Annotated in this window: 23 protein-coding genes; 9 read left to right on the forward strand and 14 right to left on the reverse strand. The window is 74.5% G+C overall.

All coding sequences use genetic code 11. From position 1 onward, the window contains the following. Nucleotides 1-40 precede the first annotated feature (40 nt). Nucleotides 41-406 (forward strand): DUF5997 family protein, encoded by a 366-nt coding sequence (locus tag D5H75_RS24000; RefSeq protein ID WP_119928781.1) that lies wholly within the window; start codon nt 41-43, stop codon nt 404-406. Nucleotides 407-512: 106 nt separating this feature from the next. Next, nucleotides 513-1,877, forward strand: coding sequence for a flavin monoamine oxidase family protein (locus D5H75_RS24005; RefSeq protein WP_119928782.1), 1,365 nt, complete (start codon nt 513-515; stop codon nt 1,875-1,877). Nucleotides 1,878-1,951: 74 nt separating this feature from the next. Here the strand turns inward: D5H75_RS24005 and D5H75_RS24010 are convergent, their stop codons facing one another. After that, entirely contained in the window at nt 1,952-2,395 is a 444-nt protein-coding gene (locus tag D5H75_RS24010; protein ID WP_119928783.1) for a DUF6010 family protein, read from the reverse strand. Nucleotides 2,396-2,599: 204 nt separating this feature from the next. On the opposite strand from D5H75_RS24010, the gene D5H75_RS24015 reads away from it, so the two are divergent. After that, nucleotides 2,600-3,553 carry a GlxA family transcriptional regulator gene (locus tag D5H75_RS24015; RefSeq protein ID WP_119928784.1) on the forward strand — a complete coding sequence of 318 codons (954 nt, stop codon included), beginning with the start codon at nt 2,600-2,602 and terminating at the stop codon, nt 3,551-3,553. Between the two features lie 32 nt (nt 3,554-3,585). On the opposite strand, the gene D5H75_RS24020 is transcribed toward D5H75_RS24015, so the two are convergent. The 3 genes from D5H75_RS24020 to D5H75_RS24030 are packed head-to-tail and all read right to left on the reverse strand — an operon-like array spanning nt 3,586 to nt 8,353. Continuing rightward, nucleotides 3,586-5,418 carry a prolyl oligopeptidase family serine peptidase gene (locus D5H75_RS24020; protein ID WP_119928785.1) on the reverse strand — a complete coding sequence of 611 codons (1,833 nt, stop codon included), beginning with the start codon at nt 5,416-5,418 and terminating at the stop codon, nt 3,586-3,588. After that, nucleotides 5,391-7,181, reverse strand: coding sequence for an N-acetylglutaminylglutamine amidotransferase (locus tag D5H75_RS24025; protein ID WP_119928786.1), 1,791 nt, complete (start codon nt 7,179-7,181; stop codon nt 5,391-5,393). The genes D5H75_RS24020 and D5H75_RS24025 overlap by 28 nt, the downstream gene beginning before the upstream one ends. Beyond that, entirely contained in the window at nt 7,181-8,353 is a 1,173-nt protein-coding gene (locus D5H75_RS24030; protein WP_242454473.1) for a carboxylate-amine ligase, read from the reverse strand. Before D5H75_RS24030 ends, D5H75_RS24025 begins: the two co-directional genes overlap by 1 nt. Before the next feature lie 275 nt (nt 8,354-8,628). Here D5H75_RS24030 and D5H75_RS24035 point away from each other — a divergent pair, with 275 nt between their 5' ends. Continuing rightward, nucleotides 8,629-9,633: an AraC-like ligand-binding domain-containing protein gene (locus D5H75_RS24035; RefSeq protein WP_119928788.1), complete on the forward strand. Its 1,005-nt coding sequence runs from the start codon at nt 8,629-8,631 to the stop codon at nt 9,631-9,633. Here the strand turns inward: D5H75_RS24035 and D5H75_RS24040 are convergent. Continuing rightward, nucleotides 9,617-10,468, reverse strand: coding sequence for an alpha/beta hydrolase (locus tag D5H75_RS24040; protein WP_119928789.1), 852 nt, complete (start codon nt 10,466-10,468; stop codon nt 9,617-9,619). The genes D5H75_RS24035 and D5H75_RS24040 overlap by 17 nt on opposite strands. 99 nt (nt 10,469-10,567) lie before the next feature. Then, a complete protein-coding gene (locus D5H75_RS24045) occupies nt 10,568-11,536 on the reverse strand; it encodes an alpha/beta hydrolase (protein WP_119928790.1) in 969 nt (322 codons plus the stop codon). Nucleotides 11,537-11,862: 326 nt separating this feature from the next. Between D5H75_RS24045 and D5H75_RS24050 the strand changes: the two genes are divergently transcribed. Then, the gene (locus D5H75_RS24050; RefSeq protein ID WP_119928791.1) at nt 11,863-12,822 is read left to right on the forward strand and encodes a fibronectin type III domain-containing protein; all 960 of its coding nucleotides are present in this window, start codon (nt 11,863-11,865) and stop codon (nt 12,820-12,822) included. A 63-nt stretch (nt 12,823-12,885) separates the two neighbouring features. On the opposite strand, the gene D5H75_RS24055 is transcribed toward D5H75_RS24050, so the two are convergent. Continuing rightward, nucleotides 12,886-13,569, reverse strand: a complete 684-nt coding sequence (locus tag D5H75_RS24055) for a MarR family transcriptional regulator (protein WP_119928792.1) — start codon at nt 13,567-13,569, stop codon at nt 12,886-12,888. 147 nt (nt 13,570-13,716) lie between these two features. Between D5H75_RS24055 and D5H75_RS24060 the strand changes: the two genes are divergently transcribed. Both D5H75_RS24060 and D5H75_RS24065 read left to right on the forward strand, forming a co-directional pair. Beyond that, entirely contained in the window at nt 13,717-14,913 is a 1,197-nt protein-coding gene (locus D5H75_RS24060) for a cytochrome P450 (RefSeq protein ID WP_119928793.1), read from the forward strand. Between the two features lie 23 nt (nt 14,914-14,936). Beyond that, nucleotides 14,937-15,137: a ferredoxin gene (locus D5H75_RS24065; RefSeq protein ID WP_119928794.1), complete on the forward strand. Its 201-nt coding sequence runs from the start codon at nt 14,937-14,939 to the stop codon at nt 15,135-15,137. A gap of 77 nt (nt 15,138-15,214) precedes the next feature. Here the strand turns inward: D5H75_RS24065 and D5H75_RS24070 are convergent, their stop codons facing one another. Continuing rightward, a complete protein-coding gene (locus D5H75_RS24070; RefSeq protein ID WP_119928795.1) occupies nt 15,215-15,940 on the reverse strand; it encodes a DUF4386 domain-containing protein in 726 nt (241 codons plus the stop codon). A 3-nt stretch (nt 15,941-15,943) separates the two neighbouring features. After that, entirely contained in the window at nt 15,944-16,660 is a 717-nt protein-coding gene (locus D5H75_RS24075; protein ID WP_242454474.1) for an NAD(P)-dependent oxidoreductase, read from the reverse strand. 94 nt (nt 16,661-16,754) lie between these two features. Here D5H75_RS24075 and D5H75_RS24080 point away from each other — a divergent pair, with 94 nt between their 5' ends. Continuing rightward, nucleotides 16,755-17,435 (forward strand): TetR/AcrR family transcriptional regulator, encoded by a 681-nt coding sequence (locus D5H75_RS24080; RefSeq protein WP_119928796.1) that lies wholly within the window; start codon nt 16,755-16,757, stop codon nt 17,433-17,435. Between the two features lie 230 nt (nt 17,436-17,665). Then, nucleotides 17,666-19,105 carry a dihydrolipoyl dehydrogenase family protein gene (locus D5H75_RS24085; RefSeq protein ID WP_119928797.1) on the forward strand — a complete coding sequence of 480 codons (1,440 nt, stop codon included), beginning with the start codon at nt 17,666-17,668 and terminating at the stop codon, nt 19,103-19,105. A 155-nt stretch (nt 19,106-19,260) separates the two neighbouring features. Here the strand turns inward: D5H75_RS24085 and D5H75_RS24090 are convergent, their stop codons facing one another. The 5 genes from D5H75_RS24090 to eccB form a co-directional block, all read right to left on the reverse strand. After that, nucleotides 19,261-20,589, reverse strand: a complete 1,329-nt coding sequence (locus tag D5H75_RS24090; protein ID WP_202638451.1) for a hypothetical protein — start codon at nt 20,587-20,589, stop codon at nt 19,261-19,263. Nucleotides 20,590-20,687: 98 nt separating this feature from the next. Beyond that, on the reverse strand, nt 20,688-21,038 hold the full coding sequence (locus D5H75_RS24095; RefSeq protein ID WP_119928799.1) for a hypothetical protein: 351 nt from the start codon (nt 21,036-21,038) through the stop codon (nt 20,688-20,690). A 71-nt stretch (nt 21,039-21,109) separates the two neighbouring features. Continuing rightward, nucleotides 21,110-21,409, reverse strand: a complete 300-nt coding sequence (locus D5H75_RS24100) for a WXG100 family type VII secretion target (RefSeq protein ID WP_119928800.1) — start codon at nt 21,407-21,409, stop codon at nt 21,110-21,112. A gap of 24 nt (nt 21,410-21,433) precedes the next feature. Then, complete coding sequence (locus tag D5H75_RS24105) at nt 21,434-21,754, reverse strand: WXG100 family type VII secretion target (protein ID WP_119928801.1); 321 nt, start codon at nt 21,752-21,754, stop codon at nt 21,434-21,436. Nucleotides 21,755-21,945: 191 nt separating this feature from the next. Continuing rightward, entirely contained in the window at nt 21,946-23,388 is a 1,443-nt protein-coding gene (eccB, locus tag D5H75_RS24110) for a type VII secretion protein EccB (RefSeq protein WP_242454475.1), read from the reverse strand. Nucleotides 23,389-23,448 lie beyond the last annotated feature (60 nt).

Raw genomic sequence — 23,448 nt, forward strand, 5'->3', positions numbered from 1 at the left:
GATGTCAGGGCAGCGGGCTCCGCGCCATACCCTTGACGCCATGACCAAGCCCAAGGCCACCCAGACGATGAAGCCCGCGACCGCGGCCAAGAAGCTGGGTGTGCTCCTCTCGGCCACTCCCGCCGAGTTCCAGGAGGGCGTCGTCTCCCGCGACGAGCTGAACACCCTGCAGGCCGCCCCGCCCGCGTGGCTGACCGACCTGCGGCGCGACGGGCCGCACCCCAAGCAGGTCGCCGCCGTGAAGCTGGGCGTCTCCATCTCGGGCCTGGCCAGGAGCGGGATCGACGGGCCGCTCACCACCGCCGAGATCGAGGCCATCAAGGCGGAGAACCCCGAGTGGCTGCGGCGCGAGCGGTCGATCCAGGCCGAGGTGCGCAAGGAGGCCCAGCGCCTCAAGCAGCGCTGAGCGGCACCCCCAGGACCGCGCCTGCGGAGATCCCGGGCAGAACGCGCCCCGGATCGGGTAGGGCGTCCCCTGTGACCGGCGGTGATCCGGGGAAACGGGGGGATTCGTGGGCGGCTGTGACGTGGTCGTGGTGGGGGCCGGATTCGCGGGGCTCTCGGCGGCGCTGGAGCTGACCGGCCGCGGGCTCCGGGTCGTGGTGGTGGAGGCGCGGGACCGGGTCGGCGGGCGCGTGCTCACCCGGTACCTCCCCGACGGGACCCAGCTCGACCTGGGCGGGCAGTGGGTGGGGCCCACGCAGCATCGGGTGCTGGAGCTGATCGAGCGGTTCGGGGTGGAGACCTACCCCTCGCCGGAGTTCGGCCGGGCCGTCATCGACCACGAGGGGCGCCGGCTCGACGAGCCGCCCGCCGAGGTCGTGGCGCTGCGGGCGGAGCTGGACCGGCTGAGCCGGGAGGTTCCGACGCGGGAGCCGTGGCGGCATCCCCGGGCCGCCGAGTGGGACGCGACGACCCTGGCCTCGTGGCTGGCCGGCCGCGCCGCCACGCCGGCCGCCGCCCGGTCGGTGGCCCGCGCCACCGCCGGGGCGCTGCTGGCCGCCGACGCCGGCGAGGTCTCCCTGCTGCACACGCTGTTCTACCTGGCCAGCGGCGACGGCCTGGACAACCTGGCGGCGTACGCCGGAGGGGCGCAGGCCTGCCGGGTCGTCGGCGGGCCCCAGGCGCTGGCCGAGCGCATGGCCGCCGCCCTGCCCCCGGGGACCGTGCTCCTCAACCGGCCGGTACGGCGCGTCGCGTACTCCGCCGGCTCGGCGCGGGTCTGGGCGGGCGACGAGGTCCACGAGGCGGCCCGCGCGATCATCGCCATCCCGCCCCTCCTCGCCGGGCGCATCGACTACGACCCGCCGCTGCCGCCGCTCCGCGACGGCCTGACCCAGCGCGTCCCGGCCGGTCACAGCCTCAAGACCCACGCCGTCTACGCCCGGCCGTTCTGGCGGGACGACGGCCTGTCCGGCATCAGCACCAGCACCGACGGCGTCCTCACCGAGACGGCCGACAACACCCCGCCCGGCGGGCCCCGCGCCGTCCTGACCTCCTTCGCGTACGGCGTGGACGCCCACCGGCTGCGCGCGATGGACGCCGGAGCGCGCCGCGCGGCCGTACTGGACCGGCTGGCGGAGCTGTTCGGCGACCGGGCCAGGGACGCGGAGGACTTCGTCGAGTTCGACTGGGCCGCCGAGCCGTGGACGCGGGGCTGCTTCTCCGGCCACCCCGTCCCCGGGACCTGGACCGGGTACGGCCCGGCCCTCCGCGCCCCGGTCCAGACGCTCCACTGGGCCGGAACCGAGACCGCGACCCGCTGGAACGGCTACTTCGACGGCGCGATCGAATCCGGCCACCGGGCCGCCGCGGAGGTCGCCGCCGAGATCGGCGGCGAGACCGGCGGCGAGACCGCGGGCGGCTCCGGCTCCTGACCGGCCGCGGCACGGCCTCCCGCCTACTCGGGCTCGGCCTCCCCCTGCTCGGCCTCCGCCTACTCGGCCTCCGCCTACTCGGCCGTAGCCTGCTCCGGGGACGCCACGGCGGGCGGGGCCGGGGCGCGGGCGAGCCGGGCGCGGATCCAGTCGGTGACCGACGGGCCGCCCGCGAAGCACCACAGCGCGATCACCGGGTCGCAGATGGCGCAGCCGAAGGAGGAGTGCTCGGCGAAGGGGATGATCGGGCTGCCCTTCAGGTGGTGCATGACGTCCCAGGCGGTGTGGAGCAGCCAGCCGACGCCGATGAAGGCCCAGCTCTCCAGGCCCCGCCAGGCGACGTAGGTCATGACGACCGGCAGGACGAACTCCCAGGCGCCGAGCCCGCCCCCGCTCAGGTAGGCGGCGCCCGCGCCGGCGACCAGCACGGCGTTGGCGCGGCGCCGGTGCGGCTCGCGGATCAGGGACAGGAGACAGACGGCGATCAGGCCGATCACGATCGGCATGACGATGGACATGGGTGCGGAGATCCGTTCTGCGGGCGTGCGGCCGGGACTGCGCGCCCTCGCCATGCCGTACGGCGTGGAGCGGGGGCGCGGCGCAAGGCTAGGCCGGGCGGCCACCGGCGTCCCAGGAGCTGGATCGCCAATCTCCGACGGGATCCCGCCAACCGGCGCCACCTCGGCGTCCGTGCCCGCCGGGATCGCGCCTACTGTGTGCCCATGCACACCGTCGCCGTCCTGGCCCTGGACCACGTGGTGGCGGCCGACCTGGCGATCCCGGTCGAGGCGTTCGGCCGCGCCCGGCTGGCCGACGGGAGCAGGCCGTACCGCGTCCTGGTCTGCGCACCCCGGCAGCGGGTGGCCACCGAGACCTTCGCGATCCTCGCGCCGCACGGCCTGGAGGCGTTGCGCGAGGCCGGCACGGTCATCGTGCCCGGCTGCTCGGAGCGCGCCGGCCCGCCTGGCGTGGACGTGCTCGACGCCCTGCGCGCGGCCGCGGCCGGCGGCGCCCGGATCGCGTCCATCTGCGCCGGGGCGTTCACCCTGGCGGCGGCGGGGCTGCTCGACGGGCTCGCCGCCACCACGCACTGGGCCGCCACCGACCGGCTGGCCGCGATGTTCCCGCGCGTGGACGTGCGGCCCGACGTGCTGTACGTCGACAACGGCGCGATCCTGACGTCGGCGGGGGCGTCGGCGGGGCTGGACCTGTGCCTGCACCTGATCCGGCGGGACTTCGGCTCGGCGGTCGCCGCGGACTCGGCGCGGCTGTCGGTGACGCCGCTGGAGCGGGAGGGCGGGCAGGCGCAGTTCGTCGCGCACTCCCCGCCGCCGGTGCCCCGGGGCTCGCTGCTGGAGCCGGTGTTCGCCTGGATCGAGGACAACCTCGCCGGGGAGGTGACCCTGGCGGACCTGGCCCGGGTGGCCGGCCTGAGCGAGCGGACGTTCAGCCGCCGTTTCCGGGAGCAGACCGGGACCACCCCCTTGCAGTGGCTGCTGCGGGCCCGCGTACGGCGCGCCCAGTACCTCCTGGAGAACACCGACCACGGCGTGGAGCGCGTCGCGGCCAGGTGCGGCTTCGGCTCGCCCACCGCCTTCCGCGAGCGGTTCAAACGGGTCACCGGCGTCACCCCGCGCTCCTACCGCGCCTCCTTCCGCACCCCCGCCGCGCCCTGACCGCCGGACGGCCCGGGCCCGCCGGGCGGCGGTCAGGAGACGGGGTCCGGCGGGGTGGTGAGGTGGCGGGACAGCCAGGCGGCGATGGTCTTGACGAGGGTCTCGCGGTTGGCTCTGCCGCGCACCTCGTGGCCCTCGTCCGGGAAGATCAGGCTGTCGCAGGGGCGGCCGAGGGCCCGGGCGGCCCGGATCGCCTGCTCGGCCTCGTACAGCGGGACGTTGGTGTCCTGGGCGCCGTGGACCACCAGCAGCGGGGCGGCCAGGCGGTCGAAGGCGTGCAGCGGCGACAGGGCGCGGAGCAGGTCGCGGTCGCGGGAGGGGTCGCCGTACTCCCGGACGGCGGCGGCGGCGATCCACGGCTCGGTCCGCTCGTAGAAGGTCTCGAAGTCGGCGATGCCGCAGATGTCCACGCCCGCCCGGAAGAGGCGCGGATAGGTGACGAGCGCCGCCAGGGTGAGGTAGCCGCCGTACGACCAGCCCATGCAGGCCATCCGCGACGGGTCGGCCACGCCGAGCCGTACCAGCGCGGCGGCGCAGTCGGCGACGTCGTCCACGGCGCGGAACCGCAGGGGGCCGTTGTCGGCCTCGCGGAAGGCCCGGCCGAAGCCGCCCGAGCCGCGGACGTTGGGCGCGAAGACGCCGATCCCCGCGGCCAGCAGGTTCTGGTAGAGCGGGTTGAACGCGGGCCGCTCCTGGTCCTCCGGCCCGCCGTGCAGGTAGATGGCGAAGGGGGCGGGGCCCTCGACCCCGGGCACCCGGTAGAGCCACCCGCTCAGCCCCAGCCCGTCGCGGGCGAGGACGGGGAACGGCTCCGCCGGGACCGCCCCGGCGAGCGCCCCGGTCCCGGCGACCTCGTGGTACCGGCCGGTGTCCAGGTCGCACAGCACGACGTGGGCCGGGTGGGCGGGCCCCTCGGCCGTCAGCGCGGCCCGCGACCCGTCGGGGGTGAGGCGCACCGAGGTCAGCAGCTCGGCGGGCGGCGGCGGCAGCGGGCGCGCGATCCCGGTCTCCATGTCGATCAGCTCCGGCTCGGAGCGGCCCCCGGCGTTCCAGACCAGCAGGCCGCGGCGGCCGTCCAGGCTCAGCTCGAAGAGGTCCGCGTCGGCGTCCGGGCGTTCGGCGAGTACGGCGGGCTCGCCGCCCCCGCTCACCGCGACCAGCGCGGCCCGGTCCCGTCCCGCGTCCGTGACCAGGTACGCCGTCTCCCCGCCGGGTGAGAGCACGCCATGGTCCGTGGTCCCGTCCAGGCCCTCCAGCAGCGGCACCTCCGGCACGGTCCCGGCGGGGACGTCCGCGAGGTACATCCGGCGCCCGCCGCGCGGCCCGCGGCGGATCAGGACGTGGCGGTGGTCCCGGCTCGCGGCGACCGCGTGCGTCAGCGGCCCGCGCGCCAGGACCCGCGACTCCCCGGTGCCGGCGTCGATGAGCAGCGCCTCGGCCCGGCCGGACGCCTGGATCGTGTCGGCGAGGAGGTCGTCCCCGCGCCCGGTCCACCGGCCGAAGGTCGCCGAGCCGCCCTCCGGCGCGCAGAGCGGCCGCAGGTCCCCGCCGTCGGGCCGGACCGTCCAGACCTGCCCGTGCTCGCCCCCTCCGGGCAGGAGCCGTACGGCGAGGCGAGCGCCGGTGGGCGACCAGCTCACGTCGGTCACGGCCTCGGGACCGGTGTCCAGCGGCCGGGAGCCGTCCTCCCCGTCCAGGCGCAGGATCCACACGCGCGGGCGGCCGTCCCGGTCGCTGACGTACGCCACGGCGCGGCCGTCCGGGGACAGCGCGGGCGCCAGGCAGTTCCAGGCGGTGAGGCTCGCCTCCGCCGGGGGCGCTCGCCGGGCGCCGAGGATCAGCCGATGCGGTGTGCCTGCAGCCATAGTTCGAGGAGCGCGAGTTGCCACAGGGTGTTGACCCCGGTGGTGGTGTGGTCGTCGTCGGGCGCGGCGAGCAGGCGTTCGACCCGGTCGGGCCGGAACAGCCCGCGCGACTTGGCGGCCGGAGCGGTCAGCGCGTCGCGGACCAGGTCCAGGAACGGGCCCTGGATGTGGCGGATGGCGGGCACCGGGAAGTAGCCCTTGGGCCGGTCGATGATCTGCTCCGGGAGCAGCGCGCGGGCGGCGTCCTTGAGCACGCCCTTGCCCCCGTCGGCGATCTTGAGCTCGGGCGGGCAGGCCGCGGCCAGCTCGACCAGCTCGTGGTCCAGGAACGGGGTCCTGGCCTCCAGCCCGAACGCCATGGTCATGTTGTCCACCCGCTTGACCGGGTCGTCCACCAGCATCGCGGTCGTCTCCAGCCGGAGCACCGCGTCCAGCGTCGTGTCCGCCCCCGGCGCGGCCAGGTGGTCGCGGATGAAGTCGCCGCTGGCGTCGTGGCCGATGAGGTACTCGGGGTTGAGGTACTCCCCGAGCGCCGCATGCGGGCGGTCGGCGAACGCCTCGCCGTACGCCCTGGCCGCCCGCTCCCGGGGCACGCCGGCCATCTCGGGGAACCAGGAGTACCCCGCGAACACCTCGTCGGCGCCCTGGCCGGACTGCACGACCGTCACGTGCCGGGCCACCTCCTGGGACAGCAGGTGGAAGGCGACGCAGTCGTGGCTGACCATGGGCTCGCTCATCGCGCGGATCGCGGGCTCCAGGCCGTCGAGGAGCCGGGAGTCGGGGATGCGGATGCGGTGGTGGTCGGTCCCGAAGCGGTCGGCGACCAGGTCGGAGTACCCGAACTCGTCGCCCCGCTCGCCGCCCGCGGGCTGGAAGCCGATGCTGAAGGTGGACAGGTCCCGCTGGCCCTCCTCGGCGAGCAGCGCGACGATCAGGCTGGAGTCCAGCCCGCCGGACAGCAGCACGCCCACCGGCACGTCGGCCACCATGCGCCGCCGTACGGCGGTGCGCAGCCGGTCCAGCACGGCCTCGCGCCAGCCGGCCGCGTCCATCCCGGCGTACTCCGGCAGGGCGTCCCTGGTGTACGGCGGCCGCCAGTAGACGTGGTCGGTCATCGCGCCGTCGGCCTCGACCGTGCGCACGGTGGCCGGCGGGAGCTTGCGGACCCCGGCCAGGATCGTGCGCTCGCCGGGCACCAGCGAGTGGAAGGTCATGTAGTGGTGCAGCGCGACGCGGTCGATGGCGGTGTCCACGCCGCCGCCGTCCAGCAGCGCGGGCAGCGTGGAGGCGAACCGCAGCCGCGCGCCGTCGCGGGCCAGGTACATCGGCTTGATCCCGAGCCGGTCCCGGCCGAGCGTCAGCCGCCCGGCGTCGCGCTCGTGGACGGCGAAGGCGAACATGCCCTTGAACCGCTCGACGCAGGCGGGCCCCCACCGGTGGAACGCCTTGACCAGCACCTCGGTGTCGGAGGTGGAGAAGAACTCGTAGCCCTCGCGCCGCAGTTCCTCGCGCAGCTCGCGGTAGTTGTACAGGCAGCCGTTGAACACCGCCGCCAGGCCGAGCGCGGAGTCCACCATCGGCTGCGCCGCCTTCTCGGACAGGTCGATGATCTTCAGGCGCCGGTGGCCGAGGGCGACGGGCCCCAGCGACCACAGCCCCGACCCGTCAGGGCCGCGGTCGTGCATCGCGTCGGTCATCCGTCCCACGGCTCCGACGTCTGCGCTCTCTCCGTCGAAGCGGAACTCTCCAGCAAGGCCGCACATCAGGCGATCACTCCAGGTCGGGGGGGAAACTGCGCGGGCGTCCAGTCCGTCTCCCGCGTCTCGGCCAGCACCAGGTCCACCACGTCGGACAGCCGCCCGCTCCGGGTGAACGCCGCGCGCTGGCGGGCCGCGCTGCTGCCCCGGGCCAGCGCCTCGGCGGCCAGGGCGCTGACCAGCTCCCAGTCGCCGGTCTCCTCCAGGTACGGCCGCAGGCCCCGGACCAGGCCGCCCACGACCTCGGCGGGGGGCCTCGGCACGCCTTCCACCGGGTCGACGAGCTCGTCCTCAAGCCCCGAGCGGGCCGCGCGCCAGGTGGCCGCGCTGACCATCTCCAGCCGGATCGCGCGGCGGTCGCCGCTCTCGATCGCGGCGATCTCCCGCAGCACCAGGGCCCGGAACAGCCCGGCGATCAGCACGATGTCGCCGACGCGCGGGCAGGAGTCGCAGATCCGCAGCTCCACGGTGGGCACGTGGTCCGAGGGGCGGACGTCGAAGTAGATCATCCCGGGGTCGGTGATCACCCCGGACCTGACCAGGTCGCCGACGACCCCGTCGTACTCCTCGGCCGAGGCGAAGCGCGGCACCGGCCCCGCGGTCGGCCACCGCTCCCACACCAGCCGCCGGTAGCTGGCGTATCCGGTGTCCCGGCCGCGCCAGTACGGCGAGCTGCAGCTCAGCGCCAGGAGCGGGGCCAGCCAGGGGGACAGCCGGTGGGCGACCGCCACCGCCAGGTCCCGGTCGGGCACCTCCACGTGCACCTGCGTGCCGCAGATGAGCTGTTCGCGGGTCAGCGACTGGTACTCGTCCAGCATCCGCTCGTACCGCGGATCCGGGGAGATCTTGATCGCCTGCTCGTCCACCAGCGGCACGCTGCCGGCCGCCGCGATCCCGAGGCCCAGCCCTTCCGCCGCCCCGATCACCAGATGGCGCAGCGTCGTCAGCTCGCGGCCCAGATCCGCCAGGTCCACGCACGGGCGGGTGTTGGACTCCACCACCGAGCGCTGCAGCTCCTGGGTGAACGCCTCTTCCGGCAACTGGTCGAGCAGCAGCGCGGCGCGCGCGGCGAGCCGCCGGCTGTCGAGGTCCACCACCTGGAACTCCTCTTCGACGCCGACCGCCGCCGTCCCCGCCCGGCCCGCCATGGCCGCCCCTTCGAGTAAGGATGTCGTCACGGTTTCGACCTGCCCAAAATTCCGATGTTTGCACTATTTGCGGACATCTCTGCAGGTAAGAGGACACGGAGCGATCCTCTCCGGGCGGCCGGTCCCGGCGGCGTCAGGGGCGATTCCGGCCGGGCGTAAGGGCGTCGGACGCAGCGCCGTAAGCCGACATTTCATCCAATAGGCGTACAATCTGGCGTCCGGGCGCCCCCGGCGTGAAGGCCGGTGAACCGGCGCCGGACCGCTCCCGGCTCCGCCGGTCATGAACCCACGCCCGGGGGGTTTCCTTGCTGATCCTCGACACGGACACGCTGCCGCCCCGGGAGCGCGCCGAGGCGTTCCACCACGCCCTGACCGACGACTCGGTGCCCAACGACATCGTGCACGAGGAGCCGGGGACGGGGATCAGGGCCCGGCTCGAGGTGTGGCGGATCGGCGGGCTGGGCCTGCTGGAGGCGTGCTCCACCGGGTTCGAGCTCCACCGCACGGAACGGCACGTGCGGCGGCAGCGGGCCGATCCGGTGGTCTCCGTGTCGCTCCAGTTGAGCGGGGTCGGGCGGGCCGAGGTGGCGGGGCGGCGGATGACCTTCGGCCCGGACGACATCACGATCTTCCACGAGCTGGCGCCGCGGGTGTACGGCTGGTCCGGGTCCGGCTCGTCCAAGGCGATGGTCATCGGCATGGACCGGGTGGGCATGCCGGTGGAGGCGGTCGTGGACGCCTCGCTCCGGCTACGCGTGAGCCCGCTGTACAGCCTGGTCCTGAACCACCTGCGCGAGCTGTGGCGCGACCCCGGCCGGGTGGCCGCCGACCCCGGGGCCCCCGCCGTGGCCGACGCCACCGTCGAGCTGGTGCGGGCGCTCCTGGCGTCGGCGCAGGGCGGCGAGAGGCCCGGCCTGACCCGGTCCGTCATGGAGGAGACGCTCCTCACCCGGATCCTGGCCCACGCCCGCGAGCGGCTCGCCGACCCGGGCCTCACCCCCGAGCGGATCGCCGCGGAGCACGCCATATCGGTGCGTCACCTGTACGCCGTCCTCGGCCGCGCCGGGATCAGCCTGGAACAGTGGATCATCTCGGAACGGCTGGAGCGGGCCCGCGAGGCGCTGGCGTCGCGGGCCCGCGACCATCTCACGATCGCCGCGATCGCCCGGCGCTGGGGCTTCGCCACGGCGAGTCACTTCACCCGCCGCTTCCGGGAGGCGTACGGCATGACGCCCGGCGAGTGGCGGCGGCTGCGGCGGGACGGCGCCGGCCCCGATCCCGGCGGGGACCTCGTCAGAGGAAGCGCTTGATGAAGGCCAGGGCGGTGTCGCACACCTCGCGCCAGCCGCTGTCGATGGTGAGGGAGTGGCCCCGGCCGGGCATCTCGACGATCTCCGTGGTGTGGTGCTCGTTGCGGGCCTGCTTCTTGTAGGAGGCGTTGGTGATCGCCCACGGGACCGTGTTGTCCCTCTCGCCCGAGATGAGCAGCAGCGGGCCGCGGTCCCCGGCGGTGCTGTCGACCTTGGTCTCGCTCCACGGGTTGAAGTTGGCCACCGCCGCCTGGAACAGCGGGGCCCCCGGCGCCGGCACGCAGAACGTCTCGTACAGCTCCCTGGCCTCGTCCTCGCTCACCGCGTTGGCGAAGGAGTAGCGGAACTGGTCGTACGTCAGCGGGACGGCGCGGTGGACGTTGGCCGGGTTGGCGAGCACCGGGGCGGCGGCGCGCAGCGAGGAGACCGGCAGGGGCAGCACGCCCTGGAACGGGGCCGGGTCGATGGCCACGCTCGCGCACGCCAGGCCGCGCCCGGCGAGGATCTGGGTGAGCAGGCCGCCGAAGGAGTGCCCCACGAGGGCCGGCCGCCGCTCCAGCCGCCCGATCAGCTCGGCGTAGTGGTCGGCGACCTGGCCGACCGTCTTGTGCGCGAACACCTCCGGGTGGGCCTTGGCCTCGGCCACGGTCTCCGGGTCGTCGGGCCAGCCGGGCGTGACGGCCGCGAATCCGGCCTCCTCGAACACCCCCGCCCACCGGTCCCAGCTCGTGGGCAGCAGCCACAGGCCGTGGATGAAGACGACCGGCGTACGGCCGCCGGCGTTGGCGCGCTCCACCTGCGCGAGGTCGCGGTCACTGAAGGTCGTGGATGACATGTCCGTCCTTGGGGTGTCGGGAGGAAGGGGCCGGCGCCGTACGGCCGCCGGAGACGCGCCGGGCCGCGTGGGGGAACCCGCGGCCCCGGCGGCCGGGTCTCAGTCCGCGGTGAGGGCGCGGCGCAGGGTGGTGACGGCCAGGTCGATGGCCGAGCCGGCGGCGTGGGTCTGGCGCAGGGCGTTGAGCATGACGAAGTCGTGGATGACGCCCTGATAACGGACGGCGACGACCGGCACGCCCGCCTGCCGGAGCTTGTTCGCGTAGGCCTCGCCCTCGTCGCGGAGCACGTCGGCCTCGGCGGTGATGACCAGGGCCGGCGGCAGCCCCGCGAGCTGCCCCGGGGTGGCCCGCAGCGGGGAGGCGGTGATCCGCGCCCGCTCGGCCTCCCCGGTGGTGTACTGGTCCCAGAACCAGGTCATGGCGTCGCGGCGCAGGAAGTAGCCCTCGGCGAACCGCCGGTAGGAGCCGGTGCCGAACGAGGCGTCGGTCACCGGGTAGAACAGCACCTGCTGGCGCAGGTCCAGGCCGCCGCGTTCCTTGGCCATCAGGGTCAGGGCGGCGCTCATGTTGCCGCCGACCGAGTCCCCGGCCACCGCCACACGGGAGGGGTCCAGGCCCTTGTCCCGCCCGTGGGTGACCACCCAGCGGGCGACCGTCCAGCACTGCTCGATCGCGACCGGATAGCGGTGCTCGGGCGACAGGCCGTACTCGGGGAACACCACCGCCGCCCCCACACCGGCCGCGAGCTCACGCACCAGCCGGTCATGGGTGCCGGCGTTGCCGAACACCCACCCGGCCCCGTGGATGTAGACGATCACCGGCAGGACCCCGGCGCTCCCGGCCGGCCTGACGATCCGCGCCCGCACCTGGCCGGTGGGACCACCGGGCACCGTCACCCACTCCTCATCCACCTCCGGCATGACGACCGGCCCGGACTGGACCTCATCCACCGCCTTACGACCCTCCTCCGGCGGCATCTGAAACAGGTACGGCGGCCGCGCGGTGGCCTCGGCGAAGGCGGCCGCCGCGGGCTCCAGTACAGGGGCGTCGGGACTGAGGTCGTGCATGTTCTACCCGTTCACGTGGAGGTGGAGCCGGCCCGCGCGCCCGGACGAGCCGTCGGGGGAACGCGGCGCCGGGTGCCGTTCAGGCGCTGCCCGCAATCTAGGAGCGCCCCGCCGCCCGGAATCGCCTGACCGTGCACACCCCTTGCCCCTGCCCGCTCGCCCCCGCCCGCGCGGATGGGCGGCGCGCGGGAACGGCCTCGCCGTGAACCGGGAGCGGGCTCGTCGGCCTCGCCGTGAACCGGGAGCGGGCTCGTCGGCCTCGCCGTGAACCGGGGGCGGGCCGGCGACGTGTTAGCGGTAAGCGTCGCCCGAGAAGGGAAGCGGAGATGGCCCGACGCACGCTCAGCATCGCCATCGCTCTCTCGTCGGCGGCGGCCATCGCGGGGTCCTCGTTCACCCCCGCCACGGCCTCCGCCCTGTCCGCGCCGGAACGGCTCCGGGTCAGCCATGTGACCGCCACCGAGATCGCCTTCCACTGGTCCCAGAACACCGGTGGGAGCGCCGGGACGGTCCGCGCCCGGGTCTTCCAGAACGGCGCGCAGGTCGCGACCACCCCGCTGGTGCGCCACACCGCGTCGGGGCTGGTCCCGGGCGCGACCTACTCCTTCCACGTCGTCGCGTTCGACGCCGCCGGCAACACCTCGCCGCCGAGCCGGACCATCACGGTCACCACGCGCGGCCCGGGGGTGGTCCCGCCGGGCCCGGCGAACCTGCGCGCCACCGAGGTCGCCGCCGCCCGGGCCGGCCTCGCGTTCGACCAGCCCGACGACGCCTGGGACATCGGCCACTACGAGGTCTTCGACGGGACGGCGCGGATCGCGTCCGTCCCGGCGTCCTCCTTCTTCGCCGTCCCCACGGTGACGCTCGACGTGCGGGGTCTCGCGCCCGAGTCGTCGCATGAGTACTCCGTGCGCGCCGTCCGCCCGTCGGGCCCCTCGCCCGCGTCGAACCCGCTGACGGTCCGCACCCTCGCGCGGACCGACCTGCGGCCGCCCTCGGCGCCCACGGGCCTGACGGCGCGGGCCGCGACGTACCCCTGCTTCTCCCCCAGGCTGACCTGGACCCAGTCGGTAGACGACCGCGACCCGCGGGCGGCGATCGACTACGAGGTCCTGGTCGGCGGCACGCACGACCAGTGGGTGCGCGGCGCCGGGGCGGCCGTCGTCGCCGAGGTGCCGGTGGGCGTCAGCACCATCGGCGTCCGCGCGGTGGACTCCTCCGGCAACGCCTCCGCCCTCGCCACGACCACCTTCACACGCGAGCCGTCCTGCACCGACGACGGCTGACCGGGAGGCCGGGGGCGCTCCCCCGCCCGGGCGGATGACCGCCCCCGGCCTCCGCCGGCCTCGTCACGGCAGGAGGTCCCGCCAGCGTTCGGCGGAGGCCAGGGTGTCCAGGCTGATCCGCTCCAGGAAGTGGGCTCCCGTGGTCAGGCGCCGGCCAACCGGGGTGTCCGGGCCGATGTCCTCCGCCGCCCGCCGCGTCATCTCGGCCGCCTCCAGCGTCTGGTGCGCGCTGCGGACCACCGTGTGGTACCACATGTCGTCGTCCATCACGTAGACGTCGCGCCGCCGCCGGGGATCGCGCTCGCGCCTGATCAGCCCCTGCTCGATCAGGTAGCCGACGGCGGTGGAGACCGACGCCGGGCTGACCTTGAGGCCCCGGGCCAGCTCGGCCGCCGTGAGCCTGCCGTCCTCGGTGATCAGCAGGCGGATGAGCACGCGGGCCGTCATGCGCTGCAGGCCCATCCGGACGGCCACCGCCACGGCCTCGGCCTCGGTGTCGCCCGCGGGGCCGTACGGCCCGCCGCCCGCGGGGAGCACGGCGGGCGTGCTGCGGCGGGCCCGCCGTTCGGTCGCGCGGTGCGCCTGCTCGGGCCGGTAACCGCCGGGCCCGCCGTTGCGGTGGACCTCCCTGCTGATCGTCGAGGTCGGCCGGCCGAGCCGCCGGGCGATCTCGGCGTAGGAGAGGCCCTCGGACAGCCCCGCGGCGATGCGGTTCCGGTCGCGCTGGGTCAACCTTCCTCCGGGCATGCCGGGATTATTGCGTTCGGCGTCATCTCATTGCAATAGGCGGTTGCATTCACCTTCATCGTCATTGCATCAATTTATCCGGGTAGAACTGCGATGACGCTATTCCAGTAATTGACGGTAATTTGAACGCAACGTAGCTTTCAAAGCATGACGAACACGTACTATCGCGAGCACGAACCCGTCATGCCGTCGTTCGACCGGCCCGCCGGCCGCCCGTTCGACCCGTCCCCGGAGCTGATCGCCCTTCGCGGCGAACGCCCGGTCGCCCGCCTCGCCGTACCCGAGGGCGCCCCCGGAGTCTGGCTCGTCACCGGGTACGACCTGGTCCGCAAGGTCCTCGCGGACCCGCGCTTCAGCTCCCGCTACGAGACGCAGTACCACCCGCTCGTGCACACGCACATGCCGCCCGCGCCGGTGGGCGACCTGACCGGCATGGACCCTCCCGCGCACACGCGCATCCGCAAGCTGCTGACCGGCAAGTTCACCGTGCGCAGGATGAACCAGCTCACCGAGCGCGCCACCGAGATCACCCGCGACCGGCTCGACGAGATGGAGAAGGCGGGGCCGCCCGCCGACCTGGTCCCGGTCTTCGCCCAGCCGGTCCCGGCCCAGATGATCTGCGAGCTGCTCGGCGTGCCGTACGGCGAGCGCGACGCGTTCACCGAGGCCGCGCACCTCGCCAGCGGCGGCGACGACTTCGAGGCATCCGCGGCGGCCTTCGCCCGCGTCTCGGAGTACCTGCGGGACCTCGCCCTGGCCAAGCGCGCCGACCCCACGGACGACCTGCTCAGCGACCTGGCCGGGAGCGACCTCACCGACGACGAGCTGGGCGGGGTGGCCGCCTTCCTGCTCGGCGCGGGCCTGGAGACCACCGCCAACATGCTGGGGCTCGGGACCTTCGCGCTGCTGCGGAACCCCGCGCAGCTCGCCGCCCTGCGCGAGGACCCGGGCCTGGTCAACGGCGCGGTCGAGGAGCTGCTGCGATACCTGAGCATCGCCAACACCGGTCTGCGCGGCGTGCTCGAGGACGTCGAGCTCGGCGGCGCGCCGCTCAAGGCCGGCGACACGGTCGTCATCTCCCTGGACGTCGCCAACCGGGACCCGGCCAAGTTCCCCGGCCCCGACGCGCTGGACCTCCGCCGGTCCGCCACCGGCCACCTGGCCTTCGGCCACGGCGTCCACCAGTGTCTCGGCCAGCAGCTCGCCCGGGTCGAGATGCGCGTCGCCTTCCCCGCGCTCCTCGCCCGCTTCCCGGGGCTGCGGCTGGCCGTGCCCCCCGAGGAGGTCCCGCTGCGCAACCCCATCCCGCTGTACGGCGTGCGGAGCCTGCCCGTGACCTGGTAGCGACCCCACGAGCGGAGGTACCCATGAAGATCACCGTTGACCAGGGCAGATGCGTCGGCGCGGGACAGTGCGCGCGGCTCGCCCCCGACGTCTTCGACCAGCGCGAGGAGGACGGCGTCGTCACCCTCCTGGACCCCGCGCCACCCCCCGAGCGGCACGCCCCGGCACGAGACGCCGCCGACGTCTGCCCCTCCGGCGCGATCACCCTCACCGCCCGGCCCTGACCCGGAACCCCGAGACGTGAGCCGCCGCCCGCTCCCCGGTGAGGCCGGGAGCGGGCGGCGGCCGTACGGCGTGGCGGTCAGGGCAGGGTCGCGGGGGCGGGAGCCGGGGCGGGGACCGGGGGGCCGCCGGGGGTCCGGACCGCCTTGACCAGGAGCCAGGCGATGAAGGTGATCTCCGCGACGGCCGCGGGGGTCATGGCGAACGGCGAGACGGCGGCGCCGAGGCCGGGGGCGAGGAGCCGGGTGAACACGTCGGTGAGGTGGCCCGCGCAGCCGGCCATCAGCAGGACGCCCAGCGCCCTGGGGAAGTGGCCGGACCTGATGACCAGGTGTCCCAGGGGCAGCAGCCACAGGCCGAAGTACGTCTGGGCGATGAGGTAGGCGTCGTGCTGCATGCCGCTGAACAGCAGCGCCGACGCGGCGGACCCGGGCGGGCCGAAGACGCCGGAGGGGGCCCGGCCGGTGGCGACCGCCAGGGCGGTGACCTGGTTGAGCAGGCTCATGGTCTGCAGCGTCACGCCGACCGCCACGAAGACGGCCATCACGGCGGCGGCGAACCGGCCGGCGTGCCGGAGCAGCAGGTACAGCGTCAGGCCCGTCATCAGGAAGGCCACGGCCCCGGTCAGCTCGGCGACCAGGCCGAGACGGAACAGGGTCTCCGAGCCGGCGATGTTCGCGGCCGTGGCGGCCGCGTCCCCGGGCACGACGACGCGGGCGTTCACCAGCCCGGCGAACACGGTGGACACGGCGACGAACAGGTACAGGCAGCCCGCGATCCGGGCGAGTCTCCTCGGCGTGGCCATGGGTCAGGGCCGGGCGTGGGCGAGGGCGGAGGGGGTCAGGCGGCCGACGATGGCCGGGGCCTCGTGGACGAGGCCGTCGTCCTCCACGGCCTCGACCATGAACAGGGCGTAGTCCACGCGGCGGGTGCGGTTGCCGCCCAGGATGGGGTCGCCGACGTGACGGCTCCACACCGGCAGGCCCTGGCTCTCGCCGTCCTCCAGGTCGCTGCCGCGCACGACCGTCCAGCGGGTGTCGCTCTCGAAGACCCGGCGGCACGCCTCGACCTGGTCGTCCACGTCCACGAACCGGGCGAGCCTGGCCAGCCGCCCGAACACGGCCGCGTAGATCCGGAACCCGCGCGTGTAGACGTCCTCGCCGTCCCTGCTGATGTGCCAGCCGCAGGAGAAGACCAGGCGGGCGCCGGGCCGGGCGTGGTCCAGCACGGCCTGGGCGGTGCCCGAGGCGTAGTGGTGCACTCCCCACGGCACCAGCACCGTGAGCACCGCGTCGCACCCGGCCACGGCCCTGGCGATGACGGCGCGGTCGTCCGTCTGCCCGGGGACCACCGTGATCCGGCCCTCGAACTCGGCGAGCTTGCCCACGCTCCGCTCCCGGCAGACGCCCACGACCTCGTACCCGCGCTCCAGCGCGTGCCGCACGAGGTGGCGTCCGAGCTTCCCTGACGCGCCGATGACGCACATCCTCTTCCCCGCGCCCGGCTTCCCGTCGATCGGTTCCACGGTTCTCTCCTCCGCTCGATCCCTACGCTGTAAGGTTCAACCTTGCGGTGTAAGGTTGTCAACAGTCCATCGGGAACGAGCGGGAGAGGACCCCATGACCAGCGAGCCGGCCGGCACCCCCGCGCCGCATCACAAGCAGCTCAGCAGGGAGCAGGTGCTCCGCACCGCCGTCGCGATGGCCGACGAGACGGGCGCCGGCGCGCCGAGCATGCGCAAGCTGGCCGAACGGCTCGGCGTCGAGGCCATGTCGCTCTACCACCACTTCCGCAACAAGGAGGTGATCCTGGACGGCATGCTCGACCTGGTCTTCGGCGAGATCGAGCTGCCGCGGGACGACGCCGGATGGCGCGCCGCCCTGCGGCGGCGGGCCGTCTCGGCGCGTGACGCGCTGACGCGCCACCGGTGGGCGATCGGCCTGATGGACTCGCGCAAGAACCCCGGCCCGGCGACGCTGCGCCACCACGACGCGGTGATCGGCTGCCTGCGGAAGGGGGGCTTCTCGATCGCGGGGGCGGCGCACGCGGTCTCGGTGCTGGACGGCTACGTCTACGGCTTCACGCTCCAGGAGCTGAGCCTGCCCTTCACCTCCTCGGCCGGGGTCGAGGACGTGGCGGGCGCGATCCTGGAGGAGCTCCCGGCCGGCGAGTTCCCCCACCTCACCGAGATGATCACCGAGCACGCCCTGCGGCCCCGCTACGACTACGCCGAGGAGTTCGGCATCGGCCTCGACCTGATCCTCGACGGCCTGGAACGGCGGCGCGACCACTGGCGGTGACGGCCTTCCGCCGCCCGTGCGCTCGCCGCCCGCCCGCCGTACGGCACGAGCCCCGCCGCCCGCCGTACGGCATGGCGGGGCGCGGGCTCACGCCGTACGCGGGACCGGCGGGCGGGGGCCGCGCGGCCCCCTCACGAGGCGCGCCGCGTGTCCTCGGGAACCGGGTCCGACCGGCGCGGGGATATCCTGGCCCGCCCATGAAGTGACTCCTCCGACCTCCTGGAGACCGAATGACACAGGCGAACGGCCGGTTCGACGTCGTGGTGATCGGCGGCGGGCCCGCCGGCGAAGTGGTGGCGGACCGGGTGGTCAAGGCCGGGCTGAGCGCCGTCGTCGTCGAGGCGGAGGCGGTGGGCGGCGAGTGCTCGTACTGGGCCTGCGTCCCCAGCAAGGCGCTGCTCCGCCCGGCCGCGGCGCTGGGCGCGGCGCGGGCGGTGGCCGGCGCGCGGGAGGCGGTGTCGGGCGGGCCCGACCCGGCCGGGGTCCTGGCGCGCCGCGACGCCGCCGTCTCCAACTGGAGCGACGCCGGGCAGGTCGAATGGCTCAAGGGCGCGGGGATCGAGCTCGCGCGCGGCCACGGCCGGATCGCCGGGGAGCGCCTGGTGGAGGTGACCGGGCCCGGCGGCGAGGTCCGGACGCTGGAGGCGGCGCACGCCGTGGTGGTCTGCACCGGCACGCGGGCGAACCTGCCGCCGATCGAGGGACTGGCGGAGTCGGGCGTGTGGACCAGCCGCGAGGCCACGGCGGCGAGCCGCGTCCCGGGCCGGCTGGCCGTCATCGGCGGCGGGGTCGTCGCCTGTGAGATGGCGACCGCCTGGAGCGGGCTCGGCTCGCGCGTGACCATGCTGGTGCGCGGCGACGCGCTGCTGACCGGCTGGGAGCCGTTCGCCGGGGAGAGCGTGGCGCGGGGGCTCGCGGAGCTCGGGGTCGACGTCCGTTTCGGGGTGTCGGCGACCCGGGTGTCCCGCGACTCCGGGACCGGCGAGGTCACGGTGACGCTGGACGACGGCGGCACGGTCACCGCGGACGAGCTGCTGGTCGCGGCCGGGCGCACCCCCCGCACGACCGACCTCGGGCTGGAGCGCGTCCTGCCCGGCGCGGACGGCGGCCCGCTCGGCGTGGACGACACGTGCCGGGTGACCGCGGCCGAGGGCGGCTGGCTGTACGCCGTGGGCGACGCGAACGGCCGCGCCCTGCTCACGCACATGGGCAAGTACCAGGCCCGGGCGTGCGCGGCGGCGATCGCCGAACGCGCGGCGGGCCGCGAGCCGGCCGCCGGGACGTACGCCGCCTGGTCGGCGGGCGCGGACCACGCCGCCGTGCCGCAGGTGGTCTTCACCAGCCCGGAGGCCGCGAGCGTCGGGCTGACCGAGCACGAGGCCCGGCGGCGCGGGATGCGGGTGCGCGTCAGCGAGTACCCGATCGGCTCGGTGGCCGGGGCGTATCTGCACGCCGACGACTACGCCGGGCACGCCAAGATGGTCGTGGACGAGGACCGCCGCGTCATCGTCGGCTGCACGCTGGTCGGCCCCGACGTCGCCGAGCTGATCCACGCCGCCACGGTCGCCGTGGTGGGCGAGGTCCCGCTGGACCGGCTCTGGCACGCCGTCCCGGCCTTCCCCACCGTGAGCGAGATCTGGCTCCGGCTGCTGGAGTCGTACGGCCTGTAGGCCGGGCGCCCACCGGGCGGGTCGGCCCCGGAGGGCGGACCCGGCCTGGCGGGCGGGCCGGTCATGCGCCTGACCCGCGGGACGGACCCCGGAGGGAGGGTCGGGCGCCCGCCCCGCGGGTCAGAACCGTCAGGACTGTCAGGCCGTCAGGACTGTCAGGCTTGGCCGGGCTGGGTGATGAGGGAGGGCGTGGCGGGCTTGTCGCTGGTCCAGAACGACTCGTCCTCCACGAGCTCGGTCGTGCGGGTGTGGGTCTCCTCCTCGGCGTGACCCCCCGCGCCCGCGCCCATGGGGACGAAGGGGTAGCCCGGGGTGCCCATCCCCGCCGCGGCACGCGCGGCCGCGGCCTGCTCTGCGGCGTACGCCGCGGTGCCGTACCCGGAACCCGGCAGGCCGCCGCCGGGGACGCCGTATCCGGCGGGGTAGCCCGTGGTCCCCCCGGCCGCCCCGGGGAGGCCGGAGACGGACGGCGGGTAGGAGGCCAGCTCCGTACGGCCGGCGGAGGAACCGCTCCCGCCGGTCAGGGTCTCGTTCCCGGGCGTGTTCACGCCGTTGCCCGGGACCTGGTCCCCGTAGCCGGGCACGCCCGGAGTGCGGCCGTCGCCCGCGCCGCCGCCCGGCGGGGTCGTCCCGCCCGGGCCGCCCGGCGGGTTGGCCGTACCGTCGCCCGGCGGGAACGCGCCGTCGCGGCCCGGGAGGTCGTCGCCCGAGCCGGGGGGCAGCGTGCCCGAGGGGTTCGAGCCGGGGTACCTGGGCTCGTAGGGGGCCGGGGGGTCGTAGGAGGCGGAGCCGGTCGGGATGTCGCCGCCGGGGCCGTACGGGCCGAGGTTCGAGGGCCCGGTGTCGAAGGGGTTCTGCTCGGTGAGGCCGGGGAGGTCGATGCGCAGGTCCGTGGGCAGGTGCCCGTTGACCCTGATGGTCTCCTCGCTGATCGACTTGAGGAACTCCCGGGCCTTCTTGTTCTCCTCCTCGCGCTGCTTGTCGCCCTGGAAGGCCGAGGTGAAGCCGCCGATCGTGGCCCCGATGGCCGAGCCGATCACCGCGCCGTGGATGCCGCCGCGGGAGCCGAGGAGCCCTCCGCTCAGCGCCCCGCTGGTGACGCCTTCGAGCACCGAGGGCTCGTCCTTGTTCTCCGGCACCTCGCCCTTGGCGCTGCGCAGGAGCGCGCCGTAGCTGCTCAGCGTGGTGGACAGCCCCAGCGGCACCGCGCCGACGTGGGCCGGGGCCTGTTCGACGGGCAGGTCGATGGTGTCCACGAGGCTGGACGCCGTCTCGCGGATGCGGCGGAGCTGCTTCCTGGCCACCTCGGCGTCGGCGCCGTCGGGCCACTTCTTGTCGAGGGCGTTCAGGTGGGTGTCGAGGACGGTGATCAGATCGCGGATCTTCTTGCCCGCGGCGCGCATCTCCGCGCCGGCCGCCTCGATCGCCTGGGGGTTGGTGGCCTTGAGCTGGTCCTCGACCATGTCGAGGGTGTAGTCGTCCACGTCACCCGGATAGACCGGCTGCCTGATCCGAGGGTTGTAGGTCCCCACGCCGCGTCACCCGCTCCTCATCCGTCGTACCGAATCCGCCGCGCCCGCCCTCAGATGAGCATGCGGTCGGCGGTCTCGCCCAGCGCCGCGTGGGCGTTGCGCTTGCCCTTCAGGGTCGCGTCCAGCAGGAGGGCGCCCTTCTCGACCTCCTCCACGAGCGCCTTGTAGACCGTGGCGATCTGGTTGTGCGCGTTCTGGACGCTCGCGTGGAAGTCCCGCGCCGCCGGCCAGGCCCCGAAGTACTCGGGGCGGTTCAGGGCGTAGGACGTGTCGCCGCCGCCACCGGTCTGCACGAGGTTGACGTTGCCCTCGCCCTCGGTCAGCAAGGTGAGCTGCGCCCGGAGGGCCTTCACGGCGTCCTCGATCGCCTTGTGCTCCAGACTCTGCTTACCGGTTCCCATCGGTGTCCTCCCGGGGTACGGCCGGGGCCCCGGGCACCGCGGACGGCGGCCGGGGCGCGCGGCACGGGGCGTCAGCCGCCGAACGACTTCGCGCCGTACTGGTCGGCGGCGGAGAAGGTCTCGTTGACCACGCGGACCAGCTTGCTCATGCCCTGGATCATCGCGGACATCCGCGCCGAGGACTCGTCCCACTCGCGGCGGGCGATGTCGTAGGCCTCGCGGGCGGCGCCCTCCCACTCGATCAGGGCGAGCTTGTTCTCCAGGTCCTGCAGCGCCTGCTCCATCTTGCCCCAGGCCAGGGCGAAGTCCTGCTCCGAGCCGTCGAGCTGGTTGAAGTTGACCAGTGTGCGGTCGACGTCTCCGTATGACATCGGGATCTCCTCTTCGGATGGGGCTCAGGGGCGGTAGTTCAGGATGGCCGCGAGCTGGTTGGTGGCCTTCTCGGCCTGCTCCTGCGCGCCCTCGTACTGGATCTTGCTGCCGTGGATGTCCATGGCGAACTTCTCCAGCGCCCTGATGACGCGCCCCATCTCCTGGTCCCAGGCGTGGTGGACAGCGTCGAACGAGATGGCCGACGAGCCGTCCCAGGCCCGCCGCAGCGTCTCCTTGGACGTGTTGACCTGGGTCTGAATGCCCTTGACGATGTTGGCCGTTTCCGTGATGTGGCCCACGGCCGTGGCCATGCTGCTGTGGCCTGCGCCGAGCTGTGACGCCATTTGCACCTCCGCGTGGACGTGGCCCGACTCTCCCCCGAAAGGTTGATGTATGACCAGACGGGACAAATCAATAGCCACAGTAACGATCTTCCATGGCGCCGAATCCAGCAGATCAAATAACGGTTCCGTAACGTGATTTCGTACGCCGAATGTCTCCGCAGGTCACGGCCGATCAGGGGGGGAACGGCCGATCAGGGGGAGACGGGCAGGGCGGCCCGCGCCGGGTCCAGCGCGGGGCCCTCGGGGATCATCTGGAGCAGGTTGCCCGGCATCGGGGCGACGTCCTTGGCCTGGTACCCCAGCTTCTCGATCAGGTCGGGCGAGGTCAGGGCGAACCGCTGCCCCTGGTCGGTGACGATCCAGTACGACCGGACCGCGTCGAGCCGGCCCTCGCCGGGGAGCAGCCCGGCCAGGATCGCCCCGCCCGGCGGCAGCACGACCTGGTCGAACCGGCCCGGGCCCGTTCCCGGCCGGACCGCCGGGCCCGCCGGGATCACCCCGCCCACCGAGAGCACGGCCCGCGTCGAGCCCCGCGCCGTGTCGGCGTACACCACGCACAGCGGCTCGTTCACCGGCAGTACGGCGATGCGCGGCGTCGCGGACGGCAGCCGGTCGTCCCGGAGGACGATCTTGGACGGCGGGGCGGAGTTCGCGGTGGCGGCGTCCAGCGGGATCGCGGCGACGTCCGCCTTGCCGTACGCCGCCCGGCTTCCGGGGTCCAGGATCAGCATCGTGGCCTGCGCGGCGGAGACCGGGGCGAGGCCGTCGGCGAGCTGGACGTACCAGCGCGCCGCTCCGCCGGCGACGGACGGCACAGTGAAGATCTGGCCCACGCGGGCGGGGCGGCCTCCGGGGCCGGTCACCTCGCGGCCGCGCTCGGGCACCTCGGGGGCGGCGAAGTCGGGACCCGCGGGCAGGGCGTTGAGCCAGGACCCGGGCACCCTGCGCGGCGCGGCGTCGCTGAGCGCCCGCGCCGCCTGCTGCGTCACCCGCATGCGCCGGTCGGCCCAGACCAGCCACGGCTGGCCGTCCTCACCCTGGACCAGCAGCGCGTCGCCGGTGCCGCCGAGGGCCCGGCCGCCCGGGCGCGGCCCGGCCAGCAGGGTCACCTGGGGCCTGCCCGCCGACTCGCCGGTCTCCCGCACGCAGACCGACCACGGCCCGCGCACCAGCCGCTTCGGCTCGGGCAGCCACGCGGGCGCGCCGGGGATGCCGACCATGGGCGCGCGCGGGTAGCCGGCCAGCGACGCGCCCGAGACCGCCCGCCGCACCACGTCGGGGGTGTCCAGGATCAGCCGGGCCGAGGCGTAGTTGGCGACCGGGACGAGGCGCCTGCCGCGCTGGTCGAAGACGTAGCTGGCCCCGGTGTCCTCGTCGATCAGGAGCTGCCCCGGCTTGTCCAGCGCGGTCGCGCCCCCCTTGGAGATCAGCCCCCAGACGCCGAACCCGGCCAGCACCAGGACCCCGACCATGATCCCGCAGAAGGTGGCGACGTTGTGCCGCCGCATCGGCGACTCGGGCAGGTCGGGTTCACCCCGCAGCAGCGCCAGGCCCAGGCGCTGCTGCATGAACCGGTACGCCTGGTAGAGATCCTTGCGGGTCTGCATGCACTCCCCGTTCACGGCGTTGTTCACGGCGTTCCGTCGCGGCGTGGATCAGCATAGAGATGAACGGTCGGGGCTTTTATCCGGTTT

This window comes from Bailinhaonella thermotolerans (assembly GCF_003594875.1).
In the GTDB taxonomy this organism is placed as follows: Bacteria; Actinomycetota; Actinomycetes; order Streptosporangiales; family Streptosporangiaceae; genus Bailinhaonella; species Bailinhaonella thermotolerans.